The 19,719-nt window shown below is 72.0% G+C and carries 19 protein-coding genes and 1 tRNA gene; 17 read left to right on the top strand and 3 right to left on the bottom strand.

Annotation, left to right across the window (positions count from 1 at the left end; translation table 11 throughout):
- Positions 1-97: 97 nt before the first annotated feature.
- On the top strand, positions 98-1,900 hold the full coding sequence (metG, locus tag V6U81_RS04915) for a methionine--tRNA ligase (RefSeq protein ID WP_334484886.1): 1,803 nt from the start codon (positions 98-100) through the stop codon (positions 1,898-1,900).
- 84 nt (positions 1,901-1,984) lie between these two features.
- On the opposite strand, the gene V6U81_RS04920 is transcribed toward metG, so the two are convergent.
- Both V6U81_RS04920 and V6U81_RS04925 read right to left on the bottom strand, forming a co-directional pair.
- Positions 1,985-2,836, bottom strand: a complete 852-nt coding sequence (locus V6U81_RS04920) for an alpha/beta fold hydrolase (RefSeq protein ID WP_334484888.1) — start codon at positions 2,834-2,836, stop codon at positions 1,985-1,987.
- Positions 2,837-2,908: 72 nt separating this feature from the next.
- Positions 2,909-4,150 (bottom strand): hypothetical protein, encoded by a 1,242-nt coding sequence (locus tag V6U81_RS04925; RefSeq protein ID WP_334484890.1) that lies wholly within the window; start codon positions 4,148-4,150, stop codon positions 2,909-2,911.
- A gap of 82 nt (positions 4,151-4,232) precedes the next feature.
- Here V6U81_RS04925 and V6U81_RS04930 point away from each other — a divergent pair, with 82 nt between their 5' ends.
- The 7 genes from V6U81_RS04930 to V6U81_RS04960 all read left to right on the top strand — a co-directional run bounded on the left by V6U81_RS04930 (position 4,233) and on the right by V6U81_RS04960 (position 10,245).
- A complete protein-coding gene (locus V6U81_RS04930) occupies positions 4,233-5,132 on the top strand; it encodes a TatD family hydrolase (RefSeq protein ID WP_334484892.1) in 900 nt (299 codons plus the stop codon).
- A gap of 32 nt (positions 5,133-5,164) precedes the next feature.
- Positions 5,165-6,034: a 16S rRNA (adenine(1518)-N(6)/adenine(1519)-N(6))-dimethyltransferase RsmA gene (rsmA, locus tag V6U81_RS04935; RefSeq protein ID WP_334484894.1), complete on the top strand. Its 870-nt coding sequence runs from the start codon at positions 5,165-5,167 to the stop codon at positions 6,032-6,034.
- A 9-nt stretch (positions 6,035-6,043) separates the two neighbouring features.
- Positions 6,044-6,184 (top strand): hypothetical protein, encoded by a 141-nt coding sequence (locus V6U81_RS04940; RefSeq protein ID WP_334484896.1) that lies wholly within the window; start codon positions 6,044-6,046, stop codon positions 6,182-6,184.
- Positions 6,181-7,137 (top strand): 4-(cytidine 5'-diphospho)-2-C-methyl-D-erythritol kinase, encoded by a 957-nt coding sequence (locus V6U81_RS04945; RefSeq protein ID WP_334484898.1) that lies wholly within the window; start codon positions 6,181-6,183, stop codon positions 7,135-7,137. Before V6U81_RS04940 ends, V6U81_RS04945 begins: the two co-directional genes overlap by 4 nt.
- Positions 7,138-7,246: 109 nt before the next feature.
- Positions 7,247-9,052 carry an ABC-F family ATP-binding cassette domain-containing protein gene (locus V6U81_RS04950; protein ID WP_334484900.1) on the top strand — a complete coding sequence of 602 codons (1,806 nt, stop codon included), beginning with the start codon at positions 7,247-7,249 and terminating at the stop codon, positions 9,050-9,052.
- Between the two features lie 112 nt (positions 9,053-9,164).
- Positions 9,165-9,620 carry a DUF4383 domain-containing protein gene (locus V6U81_RS04955; RefSeq protein WP_334484902.1) on the top strand — a complete coding sequence of 152 codons (456 nt, stop codon included), beginning with the start codon at positions 9,165-9,167 and terminating at the stop codon, positions 9,618-9,620.
- Between the two features lie 148 nt (positions 9,621-9,768).
- Positions 9,769-10,245, top strand: coding sequence for a DUF4383 domain-containing protein (locus V6U81_RS04960; RefSeq protein ID WP_334484904.1), 477 nt, complete (start codon positions 9,769-9,771; stop codon positions 10,243-10,245).
- A 17-nt stretch (positions 10,246-10,262) separates the two neighbouring features.
- Here the strand turns inward: V6U81_RS04960 and V6U81_RS04965 are convergent, their stop codons facing one another.
- Complete coding sequence (locus tag V6U81_RS04965) at positions 10,263-10,955, bottom strand: TetR family transcriptional regulator (RefSeq protein WP_334484906.1); 693 nt, start codon at positions 10,953-10,955, stop codon at positions 10,263-10,265.
- 165 nt (positions 10,956-11,120) lie between these two features.
- Between V6U81_RS04965 and V6U81_RS04970 the strand changes: the two genes are divergently transcribed.
- The 9 genes from V6U81_RS04970 to cysN all read left to right on the top strand — a co-directional run bounded on the left by V6U81_RS04970 (position 11,121) and on the right by cysN (position 19,681).
- The gene (locus V6U81_RS04970; RefSeq protein WP_334484908.1) at positions 11,121-11,852 is read left to right on the top strand and encodes a helix-turn-helix domain-containing protein; all 732 of its coding nucleotides are present in this window, start codon (positions 11,121-11,123) and stop codon (positions 11,850-11,852) included.
- Positions 11,853-12,006: 154 nt separating this feature from the next.
- Positions 12,007-12,077, top strand: a tRNA-Gln gene (locus V6U81_RS04975).
- A gap of 73 nt (positions 12,078-12,150) precedes the next feature.
- Positions 12,151-13,686, top strand: coding sequence for a bifunctional UDP-N-acetylglucosamine diphosphorylase/glucosamine-1-phosphate N-acetyltransferase GlmU (glmU, locus tag V6U81_RS04980; protein WP_334484910.1), 1,536 nt, complete (start codon positions 12,151-12,153; stop codon positions 13,684-13,686).
- 52 nt (positions 13,687-13,738) lie between these two features.
- Entirely contained in the window at positions 13,739-14,719 is a 981-nt protein-coding gene (locus V6U81_RS04985) for a ribose-phosphate diphosphokinase (RefSeq protein WP_334484912.1), read from the top strand.
- A gap of 288 nt (positions 14,720-15,007) precedes the next feature.
- Positions 15,008-15,712: a 50S ribosomal protein L25/general stress protein Ctc gene (locus V6U81_RS04990; protein WP_334484914.1), complete on the top strand. Its 705-nt coding sequence runs from the start codon at positions 15,008-15,010 to the stop codon at positions 15,710-15,712.
- Between the two features lie 86 nt (positions 15,713-15,798).
- Entirely contained in the window at positions 15,799-16,389 is a 591-nt protein-coding gene (gene pth / locus V6U81_RS04995; protein ID WP_334484916.1) for an aminoacyl-tRNA hydrolase, read from the top strand.
- A gap of 151 nt (positions 16,390-16,540) precedes the next feature.
- Positions 16,541-17,359: a 3'(2'),5'-bisphosphate nucleotidase CysQ gene (locus V6U81_RS05000; protein WP_334485182.1), complete on the top strand. Its 819-nt coding sequence runs from the start codon at positions 16,541-16,543 to the stop codon at positions 17,357-17,359.
- 79 nt (positions 17,360-17,438) lie between these two features.
- On the top strand, positions 17,439-18,353 hold the full coding sequence (gene cysD, locus V6U81_RS05005; RefSeq protein WP_334484918.1) for a sulfate adenylyltransferase subunit CysD: 915 nt from the start codon (positions 17,439-17,441) through the stop codon (positions 18,351-18,353).
- Entirely contained in the window at positions 18,353-19,681 is a 1,329-nt protein-coding gene (cysN, locus tag V6U81_RS05010; RefSeq protein WP_334484920.1) for a sulfate adenylyltransferase subunit CysN, read from the top strand. Before cysD ends, cysN begins: the two co-directional genes overlap by 1 nt.
- Positions 19,682-19,719 lie beyond the last annotated feature (38 nt).

Genomic DNA, 19,719 nt, shown 5'->3' on the forward strand with positions numbered 1-19,719 from the left:
GGTAACAAATCGGGCAGACCGGCACGGAGGGGTCCGCCGGGCCGAGGAGGCCTATTGGTTCGCGGGCACCCCGGGCCGGTCACTAGGCTTGCTGGTCATGAGTCACGTTCTCGCCGCGGTCGCCTGGCCCTACGCCAACGGTCCGCGCCACATCGGCCACGTATCCGGATTCGGCGTTCCCTCCGACGTCTTCTCCCGGTACATGCGGATGGCCGGTCACGACGTGCTCATGGTCTCCGGCACCGACGAGCACGGCACGCCGATCCAGGTGCAGGCCGACGCCGAGGGGGTCACCCCCCGCGAGCTGGCCGACCGGTACAACCGGGTGATCGCCGAGGACCTGCGCGCGCTCGGGCTGTCGTACGACCTGTTCACCCGGACCACCACCCGCAACCACTACGCGGTGGTGCAGGAGCTGTTCGAGGGGATGCACCGCAACGGCTACATCGTCCCCAAGGTGACCACCGGGGCGATCTCCCCGTCCACCGGCCGGACCCTGCCCGACCGCTACATCGAGGGCACCTGCCCGATCTGCGGCTACGACAGCGCCCGCGGCGACCAGTGCGACAACTGCGGCAACCAGCTCGACCCGATCGACCTGATCAACCCGAAGTCCAAGATCAACGGCGAGACGCCGGAGTTCGTCGAGACCGAGCACTTCTTCCTCGACCTGCCGGCCCTGGCCGAGGTGCTGCGCCAGTGGCTGGACACCCGCGAGGGCTGGCGCCCCAACGTGCTGCGGTTCTCGCGCAACCTGCTCGACGACCTCCAGCCCCGGGCCATCACCCGGGACCTGGAGTGGGGCGTACCGATCCCGCTGGACGGCTGGCGGGACCGGTCCGACAAGCGGATCTACGTCTGGTTCGACGCGGTGATCGGCTACCTGTCGGCCTCCATCGAGTGGGCCCGCCGCTCCGGCGACCCGGAGGCGTGGCGCAGGTGGTGGTCCGCCGACGCCGAGGGGAAGGACGCCCGCGGCTACTACTTCATGGGCAAGGACAACATCGTCTTCCACTCGGTGATCTGGCCGGCGCTGCTCGCCGGCTACTCCGGCGAGGGCGGGAACAACGGCGAGCCGGGCCAGCTCGGCCGGCTCAACCTCCCCACCGAGGTCGTCTCCAGCGAATACCTCACCATCGAGGGGCGGAAGTTCTCCTCGTCCCGCAAGGTCGTCATCTACGTCCGGGACTTCCTCGAGCGGTACGACGCCGACGCGCTGCGCTACTTCATCGCCGCCGCCGGCCCGGAGAGCAACGACACCGACTTCACCTGGTCGGAGTTCCTCCGCCGCAACAACGACGAGTTGGTCGCCGGCTGGGGCAACCTGGTCAACCGGTCCGTCTCCATGGCGGCGAAGAACTTCGGGGCGATCCCGCCCGTCGACCCGGCCGGGCTGACCGAGGCCGACGAGGCGCTGCTCGCGGTCGCGAAGACCGGCTTCACCACCGTTGGCGACCTGATCGCCCGGCACCGGCAGAAGCAGGCCATCGGCGAGGCGATGAGGGTCGTCGCCGAGGCCAACAAGTACCTCTCCGAGCAGGCCCCGTGGAAGCTCAAGGACGAGGCCGACAAGCCGCGGATGGGCACCATCCTGCACGTCGCGCTCCAGGTGGTCAGCGACGCGAACACGCTGCTCACCCCGTTCCTGCCGCACTCCGCCCAGAAGATCCACGAGCTGCTCGGCGGCACCGGCGTACACGCGCCCATGCCGGTCCTGGAGGAGGTCGAGGACCTCGACGGCGGCCCGGGGTACCCGGTGCTGACCGGGGACTACACGGTCGGGGCGCGCTGGGAGTCCGTACCGCTGGGGGCCGGCACGCCGCTCGCCGCGCCGAAGCCGGTCTTCCGCAAGCTCGACCCGGTCATCGTCGAGGAGGAGCTGGCCCGGCTGGCCGGCTGACCCACCCGTACGACGACGCGGCCCCCGGGAAATCCCCGGGGGCCGCGTCACGTCCTCCACTGTGGGCCCGGTGGTCGCCGGCGGTCAGGCGCGGGCCATGGCGGGCTGGCCGAAGAAGTTCATCATCGCCTTGGTCAACTCGTCGGCGTGCGTCCACGGCGTGCCGTGCGGAGCGCCCTTCAACGTGATCAGCTCGCTGTTCGGCAGCATCGGCTGGAGCCGCTGCCCGGTCGCCGGGTACGGCAGCACGTTGTCCTTGTCGCCCTGCACGATCAGCACCGGTACGTCGATCTTGGGCAGGTCGGCGCGGAAGTCGGTCTGCCAGGCATCCACGCTGTCGTGGGTGCCCTTCGCCGACGCGATCGCACCGATGTTCCAGTGCGCCCGGTACGCCTCCTCGCTGACCCACTTGCCCTTGTTCTCCGAGTAGTTGAAGAACGCGTCGCAGAAGGTGGTCAGATAGGCGAACCGGTCCGCCAGGATCGCCTGCTGGAAGCCGTCGAAGAGCTTCTTGTCCACGCCCTCCGGGTTGTCCGCCGTCTTCAACAGGAACGGCGCCAGCGGAGCGGCCAGCACCGCCCTGTTCACCCGGTTCGAGCCGTAGGTGCCCAGGTAGCGGGTCACCTCACCGGTGCCCATCGAGTGGCCCACGAGCATCGCGTCCCGCAGGTTCAGCTCAGTCATGATCATGTCGAGATCGGCGGCGAAGGTGTCGTAGTTGTACCCCGACGTCGGCTGGCTGGACGCCCCGAAGCCCCGCCGGTCGTACGTGATCACCCGGTAGCCGGCGTTGAGCAGCTGGATGCTCACCTTCTCCCAGGTGGCGCCGTTGAACGGGAACCCGTGGATCAGCACCACCGGCTGGCCGGAGCCGTGATCCTCGTAGTACAGGTCGATGGGCGCCGAGTTCTCGGTGCCGACAGTGATGAAAGGCATGCGGGTCTCCTGATCCATGGACGTCGGACGCCCCGCGCATTCCCGCCCGGTCCACCGTTATGCACCCCCTGGTCACAGGGCGTACGGCAGGTCCACCACCCGATCGTCGGTGATCTCGGCGCCCGGCGCCCACGTCTCGTAGACGCCCCGTTCGTGGCACTGCGCCCCGGTGTCCAGCACCGAGTCCGGATCCGGCCGGCACAGCCGCAACCGCAGCCAGCCCGCCTCCTCCCGCATCACCAGACACGGCACGCCCCGCCACTGCGCGTACCGCAGCCGGCGGGCCACCGAGTCCACCGGATAGCGGGCGGCTCGGGTCATCGCCAGCACCCGGAACCCGCCGGGCAGGTCGGCCACCGCCTCGTACTCGCCACCGCCGTGACCGCCGACCAGCTGCGTCGAGCGGGGCGCGTCGCCGGTCGGGACGTACTCCTGGTCGGGGGAGAGGCCCGGCACCGCGGCCAGCAGGTGCCGCCACTGCGGGCCCACCATCCGCAACCAGCCCCGCTGCTCCGCCTGATAGGTGTAGAGCACCACCTCCCGGCCCTCGGCGGTGTAAGCCAGCAGGGTGGCGTTCGCCGGCAACGGCAGGTCCGCGAAGTCGCGGGTGACGAACTCCGGGATCAGTTGCGCGCTGCTCGGCACGAACCCGGTGCCCAGCACCGGCGGCCCGAGCCGGTCCCGCGGCGGCAGCGCCAGCAGGCCCAGGTGCGCGTCGCCGGCCGGCACGTCGTAGTCGCCCGGGTCGGCGGCCCGCCAGCGCAGCACGTACGCGATGTCGGTGCCGTCCCGGCCGCTCGTGCCGTCGCCGCGCAGCACCGCGAGCGCCGCGGGCGTCCGCAGGTGGGCCACGTCGTGCTCCCGGTAGCAGAAGCCGTGCGGCAGCCAGCCCCGCACGTACCCGCCCAACTGTCGGGCGGAGAGCACCTTGACCATGCGGGTGCCCCGGCGGACCACCGCCGAGCCGCGCACCGCGGCCAGGGTCGGATCGCCGGCCGCGCCGGGCTGCTGACTGAGCTGGTGCACGTACGCCCAGCCCCGCTCCCGGTGCAGCGGCACCATCAGCGGCGCGTCCGGTTCCTCGCCGGACTCCGCCGTGCCGTGCACCGCCGTCACCTCGCTGGCGTGCACGAACCTGCGCCACGGCAGCGCCGAGCCCGGCCGGGGGGCCCACTCGAAACCGGCCACCTCGTCGGCGCTGAACAGTTCGTAGGCCGATCCCCGGGCGAGTTCCTCCGCCGGGTACACCGCGCCGTCGTACGTCACGTGCGGGCCGGTCCGTTCGGCGCCGCTGGCCTGAGGGGTGACGCTCACTCCCGCGACGTTAAGCGCCGCGCATGCCGAACCGGTGAACAGTCGGTGGCGACCGGGAAACGTGACCTGGTGGCGGTGTGTGATGCTGGCCGCGATGAGTGAGCCGACCGAAACCCGCAAGCAGCGCGCCGCCCGTCGCGCCGGGGAGTTCCCGCCCGCGCCCGAGCCGCTGCCCCGCCCCGTGCTGGACAGCCACACCCACCTCGACATCACGGTCAGCGAGGCCGGGGCGCCCGGCGGTGGCCCCGCCGACGACCCGGTCGCCGCGGCCATCGAGGTGGCCGCCGGGGTCGGCGTGGACCGGCTGGTCCAGGTGGGCGTGGACGTGGACTCCTCCCGCTGGAGCGCCGAGGTCGCCGAGAAGTACCCGGCGGTGCTGGCCACCGTCGCGCTGCACCCCAACGACGCGCCCCGGCTGGCCGACCTCGACGAGGCGCTGCGGCAGATCGAGGCGCTCGCCGGCCGGGACCGAGTCCGCGGGATCGGCGAGACCGGGATGGACTTCTTCCGGACCGGCGACGAGGGGCGCGCCGCACAGGAGGAGAGCTTCCGGGCACACATCGCCATCGCCAAGCGGTACGGCAAGGCGCTGGTCATCCACGACCGCGACGCGCACGCCGACGTGCTGCGGATCCTCGACGACGAGGGCGCACCCGACACGGTGGTGCTGCACTGCTTCTCCGGCGACGCGGACTTCGCCGCCGAGTGCGTCCGCCGGGGATACCTGCTCAGCTTCGCCGGCACGGTCACCTTCGGCAGCGCCACCGCGCTGCGCGAGGCCGCCGCGCTCACCCCGCTCGACCAGATCCTGGTCGAGACCGACGCGCCGTACCTGACCCCGATGCCGCACCGGGGGCGGCCGAACGCGTCGTACCTGATCCCGCTGACGGTCCGGTCGCTCGCCGAGACCACCGGCGCCGACCTCGACGCGCTCTGCGCCGCCATCTCCGCCACCGGCGACCGGGTCTTCGGCCCGTGGTGAGCGGGCCGGAGCCCGCCGCTACGCTACGGGGCGTGACCGGTCTCCTCGGCCCGGCGGAGATCCGGGAACTCGCCGCCCGGCTGGGCGTCGCCCCGACCAAGAAGCTCGGCCAGAACTTCGTGCACGACCCCAACACGGTCCGGCGGATCGTCACCGCTGCCGGGCTCGCCCCGGACGACGTGGCGCTGGAGGTGGGGCCGGGGCTCGGCTCGCTCACCCTGGCCCTGCTGCCGGTCGCCGCGCACGTGCACGCCGTGGAGATCGACCCCACGCTCGCCGGGGCGCTGCCGGAGACCGCCGCCCGGCACGCCGGCCCGGACGCCGCCCGGCTCACCGTGCACCGGGCCGACGCGTTGCGGATCACCGCCGCGGAGCTGGCCGAACCGGCGCCCACCGCGCTGGTGGCGAACCTGCCGTACAACGTCGCGGTGCCGGTGGTGCTGCACCTGCTCGCCGAGCTGCCCACCCTGCGGCACGGCCTGGTGATGGTGCAGAAGGAGGTCGCCGACCGGCTGGTCGCCGGCCCCGGCTCCAAGGTGTACGGCATCCCGTCGGTCAAGCTGGCCTGGTACTCCCGGGCGAGGGCCGCCGGCAAGGTGCCGCCGAACGTGTTCTGGCCGGTACCGAACGTCGACTCCGGCCTGGTCGCCTTCACCCGCCGGGAACCGCCCCGCGACGACGTCGCCCGCCAGCGGGTCTTCGCCGTGGTCGACGCGGCGTTCGCGCAGCGCCGCAAGACGTTGCGCGCGGCGCTGGCCGGCTGGGCCGGTGGGGCCGACCGGGCCGCCGCCGCGCTCATCGCCGCCGGAGTCGACCCGGGCGCACGCGGGGAGTCACTCACCGTGGAGCAGTTCGCCGCCATCGCCGCGTCGGCCCCGGCCGCCGCACCCGCCGCCGGTTAGGCTGACGCCGTGCCCGCCCCCCGGGCGCCGCACGTGTACGCGTACGACCCGGTTGACGGCCGGCACGGACCGGTCGCCGACTCCGCCGAGGAGCTGATCGTGACCAAGCTGTTCGACATCCGCCTGCGCCCGCAGGACGTCCCCCGGTGACCGAGGCCTGGCGACCGGACGACGAGGACGAGCAGCAGCGGCGCGGGGCCAGCGGACCGGTCAAGGTCCGGGTGCCCGCCAAGATCAACCTGCACCTCGGGGTGGGGCCGCTGCGCCACGACGGCTACCACGAGCTGAACACCGTCTACCACGCGATCTCCATCCACGACGAGCTCACCGCCCGCCGCGGCGACACGCTCACCCTCACCATGGAGGGCGAGGGCACCGGCGAGCTGGCCCTGGACGACTCCAACCTGGTGATCCGGGCCGCCCACGCCCTCGCCGGGTACGCCGGTGTCCCGCCGCACGCCCGGCTGCACCTGCGCAAGCAGATCCCGCTCGCCGGCGGGCTGGCCGGCGGGAGCGCCGACGCGGCCGCCGCCCTGGTCGCCTGCGACACCCTCTGGGGCACCGGGCTGTCCCGCGACGAGTTGGCGTCCATCGCCGCCGACCTCGGCTCCGACGTGCCGTTCCTGATCTACGGCGGCACCGCGCTCGGCACCGGCCGGGGCGAGGCGGTCAGCCCGGTGCTGGTCCGCCCCACCTCCTGGCACTGGGTGGTCGCGGTCGCCGACGGTGGCATCTCCACCCCGGCCGCCTACCGGGAGCTGGACCGGCTCCGCGACGCCGGCGCCGCCCGGGAGCCGCTGGGCAGCACCGACGCCCTGCTCGGCGCGCTGCGCCAGCGCGACCCCCGGGTGCTCGCCGCCACCCTCGGCAACGACCTCTCCGACGCCGCCCTGTCGCTGCGCCCCGCGCTGGCCGACACCCTCAAGGCGGGGGAGGCGGCCGGCGCGCTCGCCGGAATCGTCTCCGGCTCCGGGCCGACCTGCGTCTTCCTCGCCGCCGACGCCGCCGACGCGGAGCGGATTGCCGCCGAGCTGGAGGCCGCCCAGGTGTGCCGGGAGGCTCGGGTCGCGCACGGCCCGGTCGCCGGCGCCCGGGTCGCCTGACCCGTACGCCCCACCCGGGCGGCCCGGGCGGTCCGCGTACCCTTGGGGCAGGCGTCCCCAGGTGCCCGCCGGCACCGGGACGCCTTTGATCATCATGGGAGGTGAGGTCGTGGCCAACATCGTCAACCTGGACCGGGTGTCCAAGGGGTACGGCGCCGCCGGGCCGCTGCTCACCGACGTCTCGCTCGGCCTCGACGACGCCGACCGGATCGGCGTGGTCGGCCTCAACGGCGCCGGCAAGTCGACCCTGCTGCGGCTACTCACCAAGCAGGAGGACCCGGACGACGGCCGGGTCACCCACCGCCGGGACCTGCGGGTGCTCTGGCTGCCGCAGAACCTCACGCTGGCCCCCGAGGCGACCGTCCGGGACGTGGTGCTCGGCACCGCCTGGCTCGGCGAGAGCATGGGCGCCGAGCACGAGTGGGCCGGCGACGCCGGCGTCCGGGGCATCCTCGACGGCCTCGGCATGCCGCACCTCGGCCTCGACCAACCGGTCGGCCCGATGTCCGGCGGTGAACGCCGCCGGGTCGCGCTGGCCGCGCTGCTGGTCCGCGAGTCGGACCTGCTGATCCTCGACGAGCCCACCAACCACCTCGACGTGGGCGGCGTCGACTGGCTGGCGAAGTACCTGGTCGGCCGCAAGGGCGCCCTGGTCGTGGTCACCCACGACCGGTGGTTCCTCGACGCGGTCTGCACCTACACCTGGGAGGTCGCCGACCAGGCCGTCCGGGCGTACGAGGGCGGCTTCGCCGCCTGGACCCTGGCCCGGGTGGAGCGCGAGCGGGTGGCCGCGGCCACCGAGGCCCGCCGGCAGAACCTGCTCCGCAAGGAGATCGCCTGGCTGCGCCGGGGCCCGCCGGCCCGGACCTCCAAGCCGCGGTTCCGGATCGACGCGGCCAACGCGCTGATCGCCGACGTCCCGCCGCCGCGCGACACCATGTCGCTGCAACGGCTCGCCACCGCCCGGCTCGGCAAGCAGGTGTACGACCTGGAACAGGTCACCCTGCACGCCGGCCCGAAGGAGATCCTGCACGGCGTCACCTGGCAGGTCGGCCCCGGGGACCGGATCGCCATCCTCGGCCGCAACGGGGCCGGCAAGACCACCCTGCTGCGGATGCTCGCCGGGGTGACCGGCCCCGACGGCGGCAGGTTCGCCACCGGATCGACGGTCAAGCCGGCGTTCCTCTCCCAGGAACTCGCCGAACTCCCCGGCCAGCTGCGGGTCCTGGAAGCCGTCGAGGAGGTCGCCCGCCGGGTCCAGCTCGGCGACCGGGAGATCTCCGCCGCACAGCTCGCCGAGGTCTTCGGCTTCGACGACCGGCGGCTCTGGACGCCGGTCGGCGACCTCTCCGGCGGTGAGCGACGCCGGCTCCAGATGCTCCGGCTGCTCGCCACCGAGCCGAACGTGCTCCTCTTCGACGAGCCCACCAACGACCTCGACACCGACACCCTCGCCGCGCTGGAGGACCTGCTCGACTCCTGGCCCGGCACGATCATCGTGGCCAGCCACGACCGGTACCTGATCGAACGGGTCACCGACTCGGTGTACGGGATGTTCGGCGACGGTCGGCTGGTGCACCTGCCCGGCGGCGTCGACGAGTACCTGTCCCGGGCCGGCGGGGCCGAACCGGCCCGCATCGAGGCCGTCACCGCCGCCACCACGCCGGGTGCGCCCGCCGCCACCGGTATGTCGGCCGCCGAGGCCCGGCAGGCCCGCAAGGAGCTGACCCGGCTGGAACGGCAGATCGGCAAGCTGGAGCAGAAGGAGACGGCGCTGCTCGACCAGCTCGCCACGCACGCCACCGACTACGCGCGGGTCGCCGAACTCGACGCGCAGCTCAAGGAGCTCCGGGCCGAGCGGGAACGGACCGAGGAGACCTGGCTGGCCCTGGCCGACGAGATCCCGCCGGTCTGACCGCCCGCCGGCGCCGCGCCGCGCCTGGACGCCCCCCGTGTGCGGCGTCACATCCGGGCATGCGGGACAATCGCCGGCGACCCCTCATCCGAACGGCGTTGGAGACACAGTCATGGCCCACACCCCCGTCAACCACCCCGCGCGGCCGGTCTACCGGGCGATCGGCGGGCTCATCGGTCTGTACCTGGTGGTCTTCGGTGTGCTCGGCATCATCGCGAGCGCCGGCAACGACATCTTCGCCCGGGATGACACCAAGGTCCTCGGCCAGGGGACGAACCTCGGGTTCTCGCTGCTCTCCGTGCTGCTCGGCGGGGCCATCGTGGCCGGCACCGTGATCGGCCGCAACCTCGACGTGGCGATCAACCAGTGGCTGGCGTACACCCTGATGGTGATCACCCTGGCCGGGCTGGCGTTCATCCGGACCGACGCCAACATCGCCAACTTCAGCATCATGACGATCATCGTGCTGATGACCCTCAGCCTCGTCCTGCTGGTGGCCGGCATGTACGGCAAGGTCGGCACCGACGAGGAGCAGGAAGCCTGGCAGAAGGCTCGCCTCGTCCTCTGATCCCCCTTCGCGCTTGAGGTCCCGTTCCGTCCGCGGCTCGCTGCCCGGCGGGGCGGGATCCTGCGTTGGTGGTCCCGCGGTTTGGCGGACAGTCGGCCTCCGTACGGGCGACAATTCTGGTGAATTGTCGTAGTCGGACGGAGGAGTCATGGCGCACATTCCGGTGAACCACCCGGCGCGCCCGCTCTACCGGGTCTTCGCCGGGCTCGTCGGGCTCTACATCCTGGTCTTCGGGGTCTGGGGCGTCGTCGAGACGTGGGGCGACGGGCTCTTCGACCGGGGCAGCCACTGGGCCCTCGGACTCCGTACCAACCTGGCCTTCTCGCTGGTGTCCGTGGTCTTCGGCATCGTGCTGATCATCGGCGCCTCACGCCGCGGGAACCTCGGCCACTACATGAACCTGACCGCCGGGGTGGTCTTCATGGTCACCAGCATCGCCATGATGTCCGTGCTCCAGACCACCGCGAACTTCCTGAACTTCTCGATGTCCACGGTGATCGTGTCCATGCTCTTCGGGCTGCTGCTGCTCGCCACCGGGCTCTACGACAAGATCGGGCCCGACGAGCACGCGGAGGCGGAGCGGATGAACCGCCGGCACCCGATCTCGGGGGCCAATGCCCGCTGACCCCACCGGAGCGGCGGTCAGCTCCGCTTGCGGGCCGTGATCAGGCCCGGCTTCGCCTCCAGGTGCGACAGCCCGTTCCAGGCCAGGTTGACCAGGTGCGCGGCGACCGTCTCCTTGCGCGGCTTGCGCACCTCCAGCCACCAGCGGCCGGTCAACGCCACCATCCCCACCAGCGCCTGCGAGTAGAGCTCGGCCAGCTTCGGGTCGTACCCCCGGCTGGAGAACTCGGCGCCCAGGATGTGCTCCACCTGGTGCCCGACGTCGTTCATCACACTGCTGAAGTTGCCCGTCGCGGACATCAGCGGCGACTCCCGCACCAGCACCCGGAACCCGCTGGTCTCCTCCTCGATGTACGTCAGCAGCGCCATCGCCGCCTGCTCCAGCAGCTCCCGGGGATGACCGGCGGTCAGCGCGGTGCTGAGCCGGTCCAGCAGGGCCCGCACCTCGCGGTCCACCACCACCGCGTAGAGGCCCTCCTTGCCGCCGAAGTGCTCGTAGACCACCGGCTTGGAGACCTTCGCCCGGGACGCCACCTCCTCGATGGAGGTCGCGTCGAAGCCCTTCTCGGCGAAGATCTGCCGACCGATCGAGATGAGCTGCTCACGCCGCTGGGACGCCGACATCCGTACCCGTGAGGTCGGCTTCGCGGCCGCCGCCGGCACCGCCCGCCGCCGGCTGCCGGTGTTCTCCCCGCCCGGGGCCTCGGTCATGTCGTCACCTCACCGGCGCTTGGTGACGCCCGTCGTGGAATGTTCCGGCCGGCGCGCCCCTGCGTGCCGGTTGCCGGCCATCCTGCCAGGCCCGCTCCGAAACCATTGCCGGGTTTCCGCGCCGGGCGCCGCATCCTGTCGTACCTACGTTCTAATTTGCGGGTCATGGAGGACGAGGTGCGGCGGCTGCGCGTGGAGGAGGGGCTCTCCGTCGCGCAGATCCGGGCCCGGACCGGGCTGGGGCGCAACCGGGTGCAGGAGCTGCTGCGTGGGGTGCCGCCGCCGGCGTGGACCCGGCGTCCACGGGCCAGGGACGATCTGCGGGCGGAGGCGGTCGCGCTGCGCGGCGAGGGCTTGTCGGTGGGTGAGATCGCCGGGCGGCTCGGCGTGGCGAAGTCGACCGCCTACCTGTGGGTGCGGCATCTGCCGCTCGACCGGGACGGTGCGGCCGAGCGGGAGCGGCGCCGCGCCCATTCCAAGGTGATGACCGACGCGCAGTGGGGGGCGCATCGGCAGGCACGGGACGCCGCGCGGGCAGAGTTGGCCGAGTTCAGCTCGGTGTGGGTGTCCCGACTGGACGGTCGGGAGCTGCTCCTGGTCGGTGCCGCCCTCTACTGGGCCGAGGGGGTGAAGGCGAAGCCCTGGCGGCCCCACGACTGCCGGGTCCGGTTCACCAACAGCGATCCGGCGCTCATCGACCTCTTCGTGCGCTTCGTCGAGGAGTTGGGCGTGCCGCGCGGGAGCCTGCGGTTCCGGGTCAGCATCCACGAGACCGCGGACGCGGACGCGGCGGTCCGCTGGTGGGCGCGGCAGGTCGGCGTGGGCGTGGAGGCGTTCCAGCGCACCTCCCCTCAAGCGGCATCGGCCCGCCACGGTCCGGCACAACACCGGCGATGACTACCACGGGTGCCTCGTCGTCGTGGTGCCCGACTCCCGCCGGATGTACTGGACGATCGAAGGGATCATGAAGGGAATGAGCGGTGGCGCCGGCGAAGCGGGACGCTAAGGTGTAGGGGTTCAGGCAGGATATTGTTTTGACCGTTTTAGACCGTCCCGGGTCGTCTAATGGCAGGACGTCAGGTTTTGGTCCTGATTGTAGGGGTTCGAATCCTCTCCCGGGAGCTTCTGCTGATCGGCGGTTGATGTCTGGTTAGCATGGCCGCGAGACTGTCGCCTTCCCGACGGGAGCCACGTCGTGCCCCAGCCCCACCTCCGTACCGTCGTCGTGCTCGCTGCCGGTGAGGGCAAGCGGATGAAGTCGACGCTGCCCAAGGTGCTCCACCCGCTGCTCGGTCGTACCCTGCTCGGCCACGTGCTGGCCGCGGCCGCGCCGCTGGCCGCCGACCGCACCGTCGTGGTGGTCGGGCACGGCGCGGAGCAGGTCCGCGCGCACCTCACCGAGATCGCCCCGGACGCCACCCCGGTCCTGCAGGCCCAGCAGCTCGGCACCGGGCACGCCGTGCGGATCGCCCTGGAGGCGGCGCCGGAGGTCACCGGCACCGTCGTGGTGATCAACGGGGACGTGCCGCTGCTGCGGGCCGAGACGGTGGCCGCGCTGGTCGAGGCGCACGAGGGCGAGGGCGCGGCAGCGACCGTGCTGGCCGCCGAGGTGCCCGACCCGACCGGCCTGGGCCGGATCGTGCGGGACGCCGTGGGACGGCTGGAGCAGATCGTCGAGGAGCGGGACGCCACCCCGGCGCAGCGCGCGCTCCGCGAGATCAACGCCGGCATCTACGCCTTCGACGTGGCCCGGTTGCGGGACGCTCTGGGCAAGCTCTCCACCGACAACGACCAGGGCGAGGAGTACCTCACCGACGTCTTCGGCCTGCTCGTCTCGGCCGGCGAGCCGGTGGGCGTGCACGTGGCCGCCGACCACGTCGAGACGCTCGGCTGCAACGACCGGGTGGAGCTGGCCGGGCTGCGCGGGCTGCTGCGCGACCGGGTCAACGAGGCCTGGATGCGTACCGGGGTGAGCATCCTCGACCCGGCGACGACCTGGATCGACGTGACGGCGACCGTCGAGCGGGACGCGGTGATCGACCAGAACACCCAGCTGCGCGGCACCACCTCGGTGGGCGCGGAGGCGGTGGTCGGTCCGGACGTCACGTTGATCGACACCGTGGTCGGGCCGGCGGCGACCGTGCTGCGCAGTCACGCGGTGAGCGCCGAGGTGGGCGCCGGCGCCAGCGTCGGCCCGTACGCGTACCTGCGGCCGGCCGCGCGGCTGGCCGAGAAGTCGAAGGTCGGCACGTTCGTCGAGGTGAAGAACTCCGAGCTGGGCGCGGGCGCGAAGGTGCCGCACCTGTCGTATGTGGGTGACGCGACGATCGGGGCGAAGGCGAACATCGGCGCGGCAACGATCTTCGTGAACTACGACGGGGTGAACAAGCACCGCACTACGGTGGGCGAGGGTGCCTTCGTCGGCTGCGACACCAGCCTGATCGCCCCGGTCGAGGTGGGTGCCGGGGCGTACGTGGCGGCGGGCAGCGCGATCGCCCAGGACGTTCCCCCGGGCGCGCTGGGGGTGACCCGGGCGCCGCAGCGCAACATCGACGGCTGGGTGGCCCGCAAGCGTCCGGGCACCGTCTCCGCGGCGGCGGCCGAGCGGGCGGGGCGGGCCGGTGAGGGTGCGTCGGGGAACCCCGTCCCGGCAAGCGAAGGTGAGCCACTGCACGGGGGTGGCCAGACAGTGGGAGGCGCGTCGGGGGCGGGGGATACTGCAACCGAATAGTCCCCGGCCCCACACCGCCGGGAACCACCGAGCAACGGGAGCGCACGGGCCCATGGGCAGCATCGTCGCCGAAAACCGCAAGAGCCTGATGCTCTTCTCCGGACGTGGATTTCCGGAGCTGGCCAAGGAGATCGGTGAGGTGCTCGGCGTCGCGCCGACCCCCTCCGACGCGTACGAGTTCGCCAACGGCGAGATCTTCGTACGGTTCAAGGACTCGGTACGCGGTTCGGACGCCTTCGTGGTGCAGTCCGTCACGCACGGGGTCAACACCTGGGTCATGGAGACCCTGATCATGATCGACGCGTTGAAGCGCGGTTCGGCCAAGCGGATCACCGTGGTCCTGCCGTTCTACCCGTACGCCCGGCAGGACAAGAAGCACCGCGGCCGGGAGCCGATCTCGGCCCGGCTGGTGGCCGACCTGCTGAAGACGGCCGGGGCGAACCGGATCCTCACCGTGGATCTGCACACCGCGCAGATCCAGGGCTTCTTCGACGGCCCGGTGGACCACCTCTTCGCGATGGACGTGCTCGCCGAGTACGTGGAGCACAAGTACGCGGGCCGGCCGATGACCGTGGTCGCGCCGGACTCGGGCCGGGTGCGGGTGGCGGAGCGGTGGACCGACCGGCTGGGCGGCTGCCCGCTGGCGTTCATCCACAAGACCCGGGATCCGCTGAAGCCGAACCAGGTGGTGGCGAACCGCGTGGTCGGTGAGGTCGAGGGCCGGGTCTGCCTGATCGTCGACGACATGATCGACACCGGTGGCACGATCACCAAGGCCGCCGACATCCTCAAGGAGTCGGGCGCGGCGGAGATCGTGGTGGCCTCCACCCACGCGCTGCTCTCCGACCCGGCGACGGAGCGGCTGAAGAACAGCCCGATCAGCGAGGTCGTGGTCACCAACACGCTGCCGCTTCCCCCCGAGAAGCAGCTCGACAAGCTGACCGTGCTGTCGATCGCGCCGCTGCTGGCCCGGGCCATCCGGGAGGTCTTCGACGACGGCTCGGTGACCACCCTGTTCGGCGGCCTGAGCTGAGCAGCTGAGCGCCGCGACGGCGGCTTCCCCACACCGTTCCCGTCGGCCTGCACGGCGGCGGGAACGGTGATATGGGTACTGCCGGAAAGCAGGGAATCGGCTCGGGTAGACTGGTGCGGTTGCCACGGCGAGGGTGCCCGGCGGGCCGCTGAAAAGCACCGTACGGAGGCACCGTCATCGACGCGGTGCTCCGGGCAGTCGTGCAGGACGCATGAGCCCCAGCGAGCCCCTCGCCGCAGCACCGCCAGTCGACAAGTCGCCGCCGCGAAAAGCATCAGGAGTTTCCCCGTGTCCGAGGTAAAGATCAGCGCCGAGCCCCGTACCGAGTTCGGCAAGGGTGGTGCCCGTCGTACCCGCCGGGCCGGCAAGGTGCCCGCCGTGCTGTACGGCCACGGCGAGAAGCCCCAGCACATCGCGCTGCCGTCCCTGGAGTTCGCCGCCGCGATCCGTAAGGGCGGCGCCAACCAGCTCTTCGCGATCGAGGTCAGCGACGGCACCCAGGTGCTGGCCCTGCCGAAGGCGATCCAGCGTGACCCGATCAAGGACACCTTCGAGCACGTCGACCTGCTCCTGGTCCGCCGGGGCGAGAAGGTCACCGTCGACGTCCCGGTCCAGCTGACCGGTGAGGCCGCGAAGGACACCCTGATCGTGCACGACCACGACACCCTCTCGGTGACCGCCGACGCCACCAACGTGCCGGACCACCTGGAGGCCTCGATCGAGGGCATGGAGGCCGGCACCCAGGTGACCGCCGCCGACGTGGAGCTGCCGTCCGGCGTCGAGCTGGTGGCCGACCCGGAGATGGCCGTCGCCTCGGTGACCGCCGCCCCGACCGCCGAGCAGCTCGAGGCGACCCTGCCCGAGGTCGAGACCGCCGACGAGGAGGTCGAGGCCGGGGTCGGCGAGGAGACCGCCGAGTCCTCCGAGGGCGCCGAGGCCGGCGAGCCAGCCGCGGCCGGTGGCGAAGAGACCGCCGAGGCGACCGAGGCCTGATCGGTTCGCATCGTTGCGACAGGCGTCCCCGCACCGTCGGGGGCGCCTGTCGGCGTATCGGGACACCGACGCGGGAGGGACGGGACGTGACGGACGAGACGGGGCCGTGGCTGGTGGTCGGTCTGGGCAACCCGGGCCGGGAGTACGCCGGGAACCGGCACAACGTCGGCTTCATGGTCGCCGACCTGCTGGCCACCCGGGTGGGTGCGAAGTTCGGCCGGCACAAGCGGGCCGTGGCGGAGGTCGCCGAGGGCCGGCTGGGCTTCGGCGGGCCGAAGCTGGTGCTGGTGAAGCCGCTGACGTACATGAACCTCTCCGGTGGTCCGGTGGCCGGTCTGGCCCAGTTCCACAAGGTGCCGGCGGACCGGGTGATCGCGGTGCACGACGAGCTGGACATCCCGTACGGGCAGCTGCGCGTCAAGATCGGCGGCGGTGAGGGCGGGCACAACGGGCTGCGCTCGATGTCCAAGTCGCTGGGGACCAAGGAGTACGTCCGGGTCCGGTTCGGCATCGGCCGGCCGCCGGGGCGGCAGGACCCGGCGGACTACGTGCTGTCGGATTTCGGCGCCGCCGAGCGCAAGGAGCTGGAGTTCCTGGTCGACCGGGCGGCGGACGTGGTGGAGTCGGTGGTCAGCAAGGGTGTGGAGCCGACGCAGAACGCGTACCACGGGGCCTGACCGCGGGTGGCCGGCGTCCCGACGGCCGACGGCCGGGCGGGGCGTACCGGAAAGGGGCCGGTGCAGCCGGTAGTCTGCGCCTTCTGGCGTGGCGTGACCGGCGACGTGGTCGCGGCGAGGCGACGGGAGCGAGTACGTGGGCAGTCCTCCGATGATCGACGGCGCGTTCGCCCGATGGCTGGCGGCGCGGGCCGGTCAGGCGCTGCTGGAGCTGCGGGCCGAGATGGGCTTCGCCGACCCGGGGGCGCTGAAGTCGGCGGGGGACAAGGTCTCCCACGACCTGATCCGCACCGAACTGGCCCGCTGGCGGCCGGGCGACGCCGTCCTCTCCGAGGAGGACGAGGGGTCGCGGCTGGCCTGGGCGGCGGAGGTGAACCCCGGTGCGGTGTCCCGGCTGACCGCGGACCGGGTGTGGATCGTCGACCCGCTGGACGGCACCCGTGAGTTCTCCGAGGAGGGCCGCCCGGACTGGGCGGTGCACGTGGCGCTCTGGGCGCGCAACGCGCCGACCCCGCACGGCCTGACCGCGGGGGCGGTGGGGCTGCCGGCGCAGCACCGGGTGCTGGGCACCGACTACCCGCCGGCGTATCCGCCCATGACGCTGGAGGCGGCGACCGCGGGTGGCGCCCGGGTGATCCGGTTGGCGGCGAGCCGCAGCCGACCGCCGGCCTTCCTGACCGACCTGGCCGAGGACGTCGGTGCGCACCTGGTGCCGATGGGTTCGGCGGGCGCGAAGATCGCCGCGGTGGTGACCGGTGAGGTGGACGCGTACATCCACGCCGGCGGCCAGTACGAGTGGGACTCGGCGGCGCCGGTGGCTGTGGCGACGGCCACCGGCCTGCACGCTTCCCGGATCGACGGTTCTGCGCTGAAATACAACGAGGCGGATCCGCGCCTGCCGGACCTGTTGGTCTGCCGCAAGGATCTCGCCAGTCGGTTGCTTGCAGCGCTGCAGAAGCATTCCGGGTAGCCTGAGCGCCTGTTTTTGATTTGTCCGACCGGAAAGGTCTGGAATCCATGAGCGGACCCACCCCGATCGAGCCGGTGTCATGACCGCGCCCGCCCGCTTCTACCAGGTCTCCCACCTCGACGCGCTCGAGGCGGAGAGCATCTTCGTGATGCGCGAGGTGGTCGCCGAGATGGAGCGCCCGGTGCTGCTCTTCTCCGGCGGCAAGGACTCGATCGTCATGCTCCGGCTGGCGCAGAAGGCGTTCGCCCCGGCGAACATCCCCTTCCCGGTCATGCACGTGGACACCGGCCACAACTTCCCCGAGGTGCTGGAATACCGCGACCAGCGGGTCGCCGAGCTGGGCCTGCACCTGATCGTGGCGAGTGTGCCCGAGGCGCTGGCCAGCGGCCTGGTCCGGGAGTCCGGCGACGGGATGCGCAACCGGATCCAGACCCCGGTGCTGCTCGACGCGGTCGAGAAGCACCGCTTCGACGCGCTCTTCGGCGGGGCTCGCCGGGACGAGGAGAAGGCCCGCGCCAAGGAGCGGATGTTCAGCTTCCGCGACGAGTTCGGCCAGTGGGACCCGAAGAACCAGCGGCCCGAGCTCTGGGCGCTGTACAACGGCCGGCACCACCCGGGCGAGTCGATCCGCGTCTTCCCGCTCTCCAACTGGACCGAGCTGGACGTCTGGCACTACATCGCCCGGGAGCGGATCCCGCTGCCGTCGATCTACTACGCGCACGAGCGCGAGGTGGTCGAGCGGGACGGCATGCTCTACGCGGTCAACGAGTTCTTCCACCCGCGGGCGTGGGAGGAGCGGTTCAAGACCCAGGTGCGCTACCGCACCGTGGGCGACGCCTCCTGCACGGCGGCCGTCCGGTCGGACGCCGACACCGTGGAGAAGGTGATCGACGAGGTGGCCGCCACCCGGATCACCGAGCGCGGCGCGACCCGCGGTGACGACCGGGTCAGCGAGGCCGCCATGGAGGACCGCAAGCGGGAGGGCTACTTCTGATGACCACCGAAACCAGCGCCGGAGGCGCGGCGGACAGCCGCGCCGCCACCGGGGCCGGGCCGGAGGCCCGGCCGATGGACCTGCTGCGGTTCGCCACCGCCGGCAGCGTGGACGACGGCAAGTCGACCCTGATCGGCCGGCTGCTGTACGACACCAAGTCGCTCTTCACCGACCAGCTCGCCGCGGTGGAGGCGGTCAGCGCGGCGCGGGGCGACGAGTACACCAACCTCGCGCTGCTCACCGACGGCCTGCGCGCCGAGCGGGAGCAGGGCATCACCATCGACGTGGCGTACCGCTACTTCGCCACCCCGCGGCGGAAGTTCATCATCGCCGACACCCCGGGGCACATCCAGTACACCCGGAACATGGTGACCGGCGCCTCCACCGCCGACCTGGCGCTGATCCTGGTGGACGCCCGCAAGGGCCTGGTGGAGCAGTCCCGGCGGCACGCCTTCCTCTGCTCGCTGCTGCGGGTGCCGCACCTGGTCCTCTGCGTCAACAAGATGGACCTGGTCGACTACTCGCAGGAGGTCTTCGAGCGGATCGCCGACGAGTTCACCGCGTTCGCCGCGAAGCTCGACGCGCCGGACCTGACCGTGGTGCCGATCTCCGCGCTGCGCGGCGACAACATCGTCACCCGGTCGGAGCACATGCCCTGGTACGACGGGCCGTCGCTGCTGCACCACCTGGAGCGGGTGCACATCGCCAGCGACCGCAACCTGGTCGACGTCCGCTTCCCCGTGCAGTACGTGATCCGCCCGCAGTCGACCACGGTCACCGACTACCGCGGCTACGCCGGTCAGGTCGCCTCCGGGGTTCTCAAGCCGGGCGACGAGGTGATGGTGCTGCCGTCCGGCTTCACCAGCCGGATCTCCTCGGTGGAGACGGCGGACGGCCCGGTCGACGAGGCGTTCCCGCCGATGTCGGTCACGGTCCGGTTGACCGACGAGATCGACATCTCCCGCGGCGACCTGATCTGCCGGCCGAACAACGCGCCGGCGGTGTCCCAGGACATCGAGGCGATGGTCTGCTGGATGGACGAGACTCGCCCGCTCCAGGTCGGCGGCAAGTACGCGATCAAGCACACCACCCGGTCGGCCCGGACGATCGTGCGCGGCCTGCACTACCGGCTGGACATCAACACGCTGCACCGGGACGAAACGGCCGGCGAGCTGAAGCTCAACGAGATCGGCCGGGTCCGGCTGCGCACCACGGTGCCGCTGCTGGCCGACGAGTACCGCCGCAACCGCACCACCGGCGGTTTCGTCATCATCGACGAGACCACCAACCGCACGGTCGGCGCCGGCATGATCGTCGACACCGCCTGACCTTCCCGTCGCGCGGCCGCGCCGCCGTGCCGTCGTGC

The sequence above is a fragment of the Micromonospora lacuserhaii genome (assembly GCF_036902735.1).
Taxonomy (GTDB): domain Bacteria; phylum Actinomycetota; class Actinomycetes; order Mycobacteriales; family Micromonosporaceae; genus Micromonospora.

Bases quoted from the DNA above. Each gene is read 5' to 3' on its own strand.
- metG (WP_334484886.1), top strand. From the start codon at position 98: ATGAGTCACGTTCTCGCCGCGGTCGCCTGGCCCTACGCCAACGGTCCG.
- V6U81_RS04920 (WP_334484888.1), bottom strand. From the start codon at position 2,836: ATGCCTTTCATCACTGTCGGCACCGAGAACTCGGCGCCCATCGACCTG.
- V6U81_RS04930 (WP_334484892.1), top strand. From the start codon at position 4,233: ATGCTGGCCGCGATGAGTGAGCCGACCGAAACCCGCAAGCAGCGCGCC.
- V6U81_RS04955 (WP_334484902.1), top strand. From the start codon at position 9,165: ATGGCCCACACCCCCGTCAACCACCCCGCGCGGCCGGTCTACCGGGCG.
- V6U81_RS04960 (WP_334484904.1), top strand. From the start codon at position 9,769: ATGGCGCACATTCCGGTGAACCACCCGGCGCGCCCGCTCTACCGGGTC.
- V6U81_RS04965 (WP_334484906.1), bottom strand. From the start codon at position 10,955: ATGACCGAGGCCCCGGGCGGGGAGAACACCGGCAGCCGGCGGCGGGCG.
- V6U81_RS04970 (WP_334484908.1), top strand. From the start codon at position 11,121: ATGGAGGACGAGGTGCGGCGGCTGCGCGTGGAGGAGGGGCTCTCCGTC.
- V6U81_RS04985 (WP_334484912.1), top strand. From the start codon at position 13,739: ATGGGCAGCATCGTCGCCGAAAACCGCAAGAGCCTGATGCTCTTCTCC.
- V6U81_RS05000 (WP_334485182.1), top strand. From the start codon at position 16,541: ATGATCGACGGCGCGTTCGCCCGATGGCTGGCGGCGCGGGCCGGTCAG.
- cysD (WP_334484918.1), top strand. From the start codon at position 17,439: ATGACCGCGCCCGCCCGCTTCTACCAGGTCTCCCACCTCGACGCGCTC.
- cysN (WP_334484920.1), top strand. From the start codon at position 18,353: ATGACCACCGAAACCAGCGCCGGAGGCGCGGCGGACAGCCGCGCCGCC.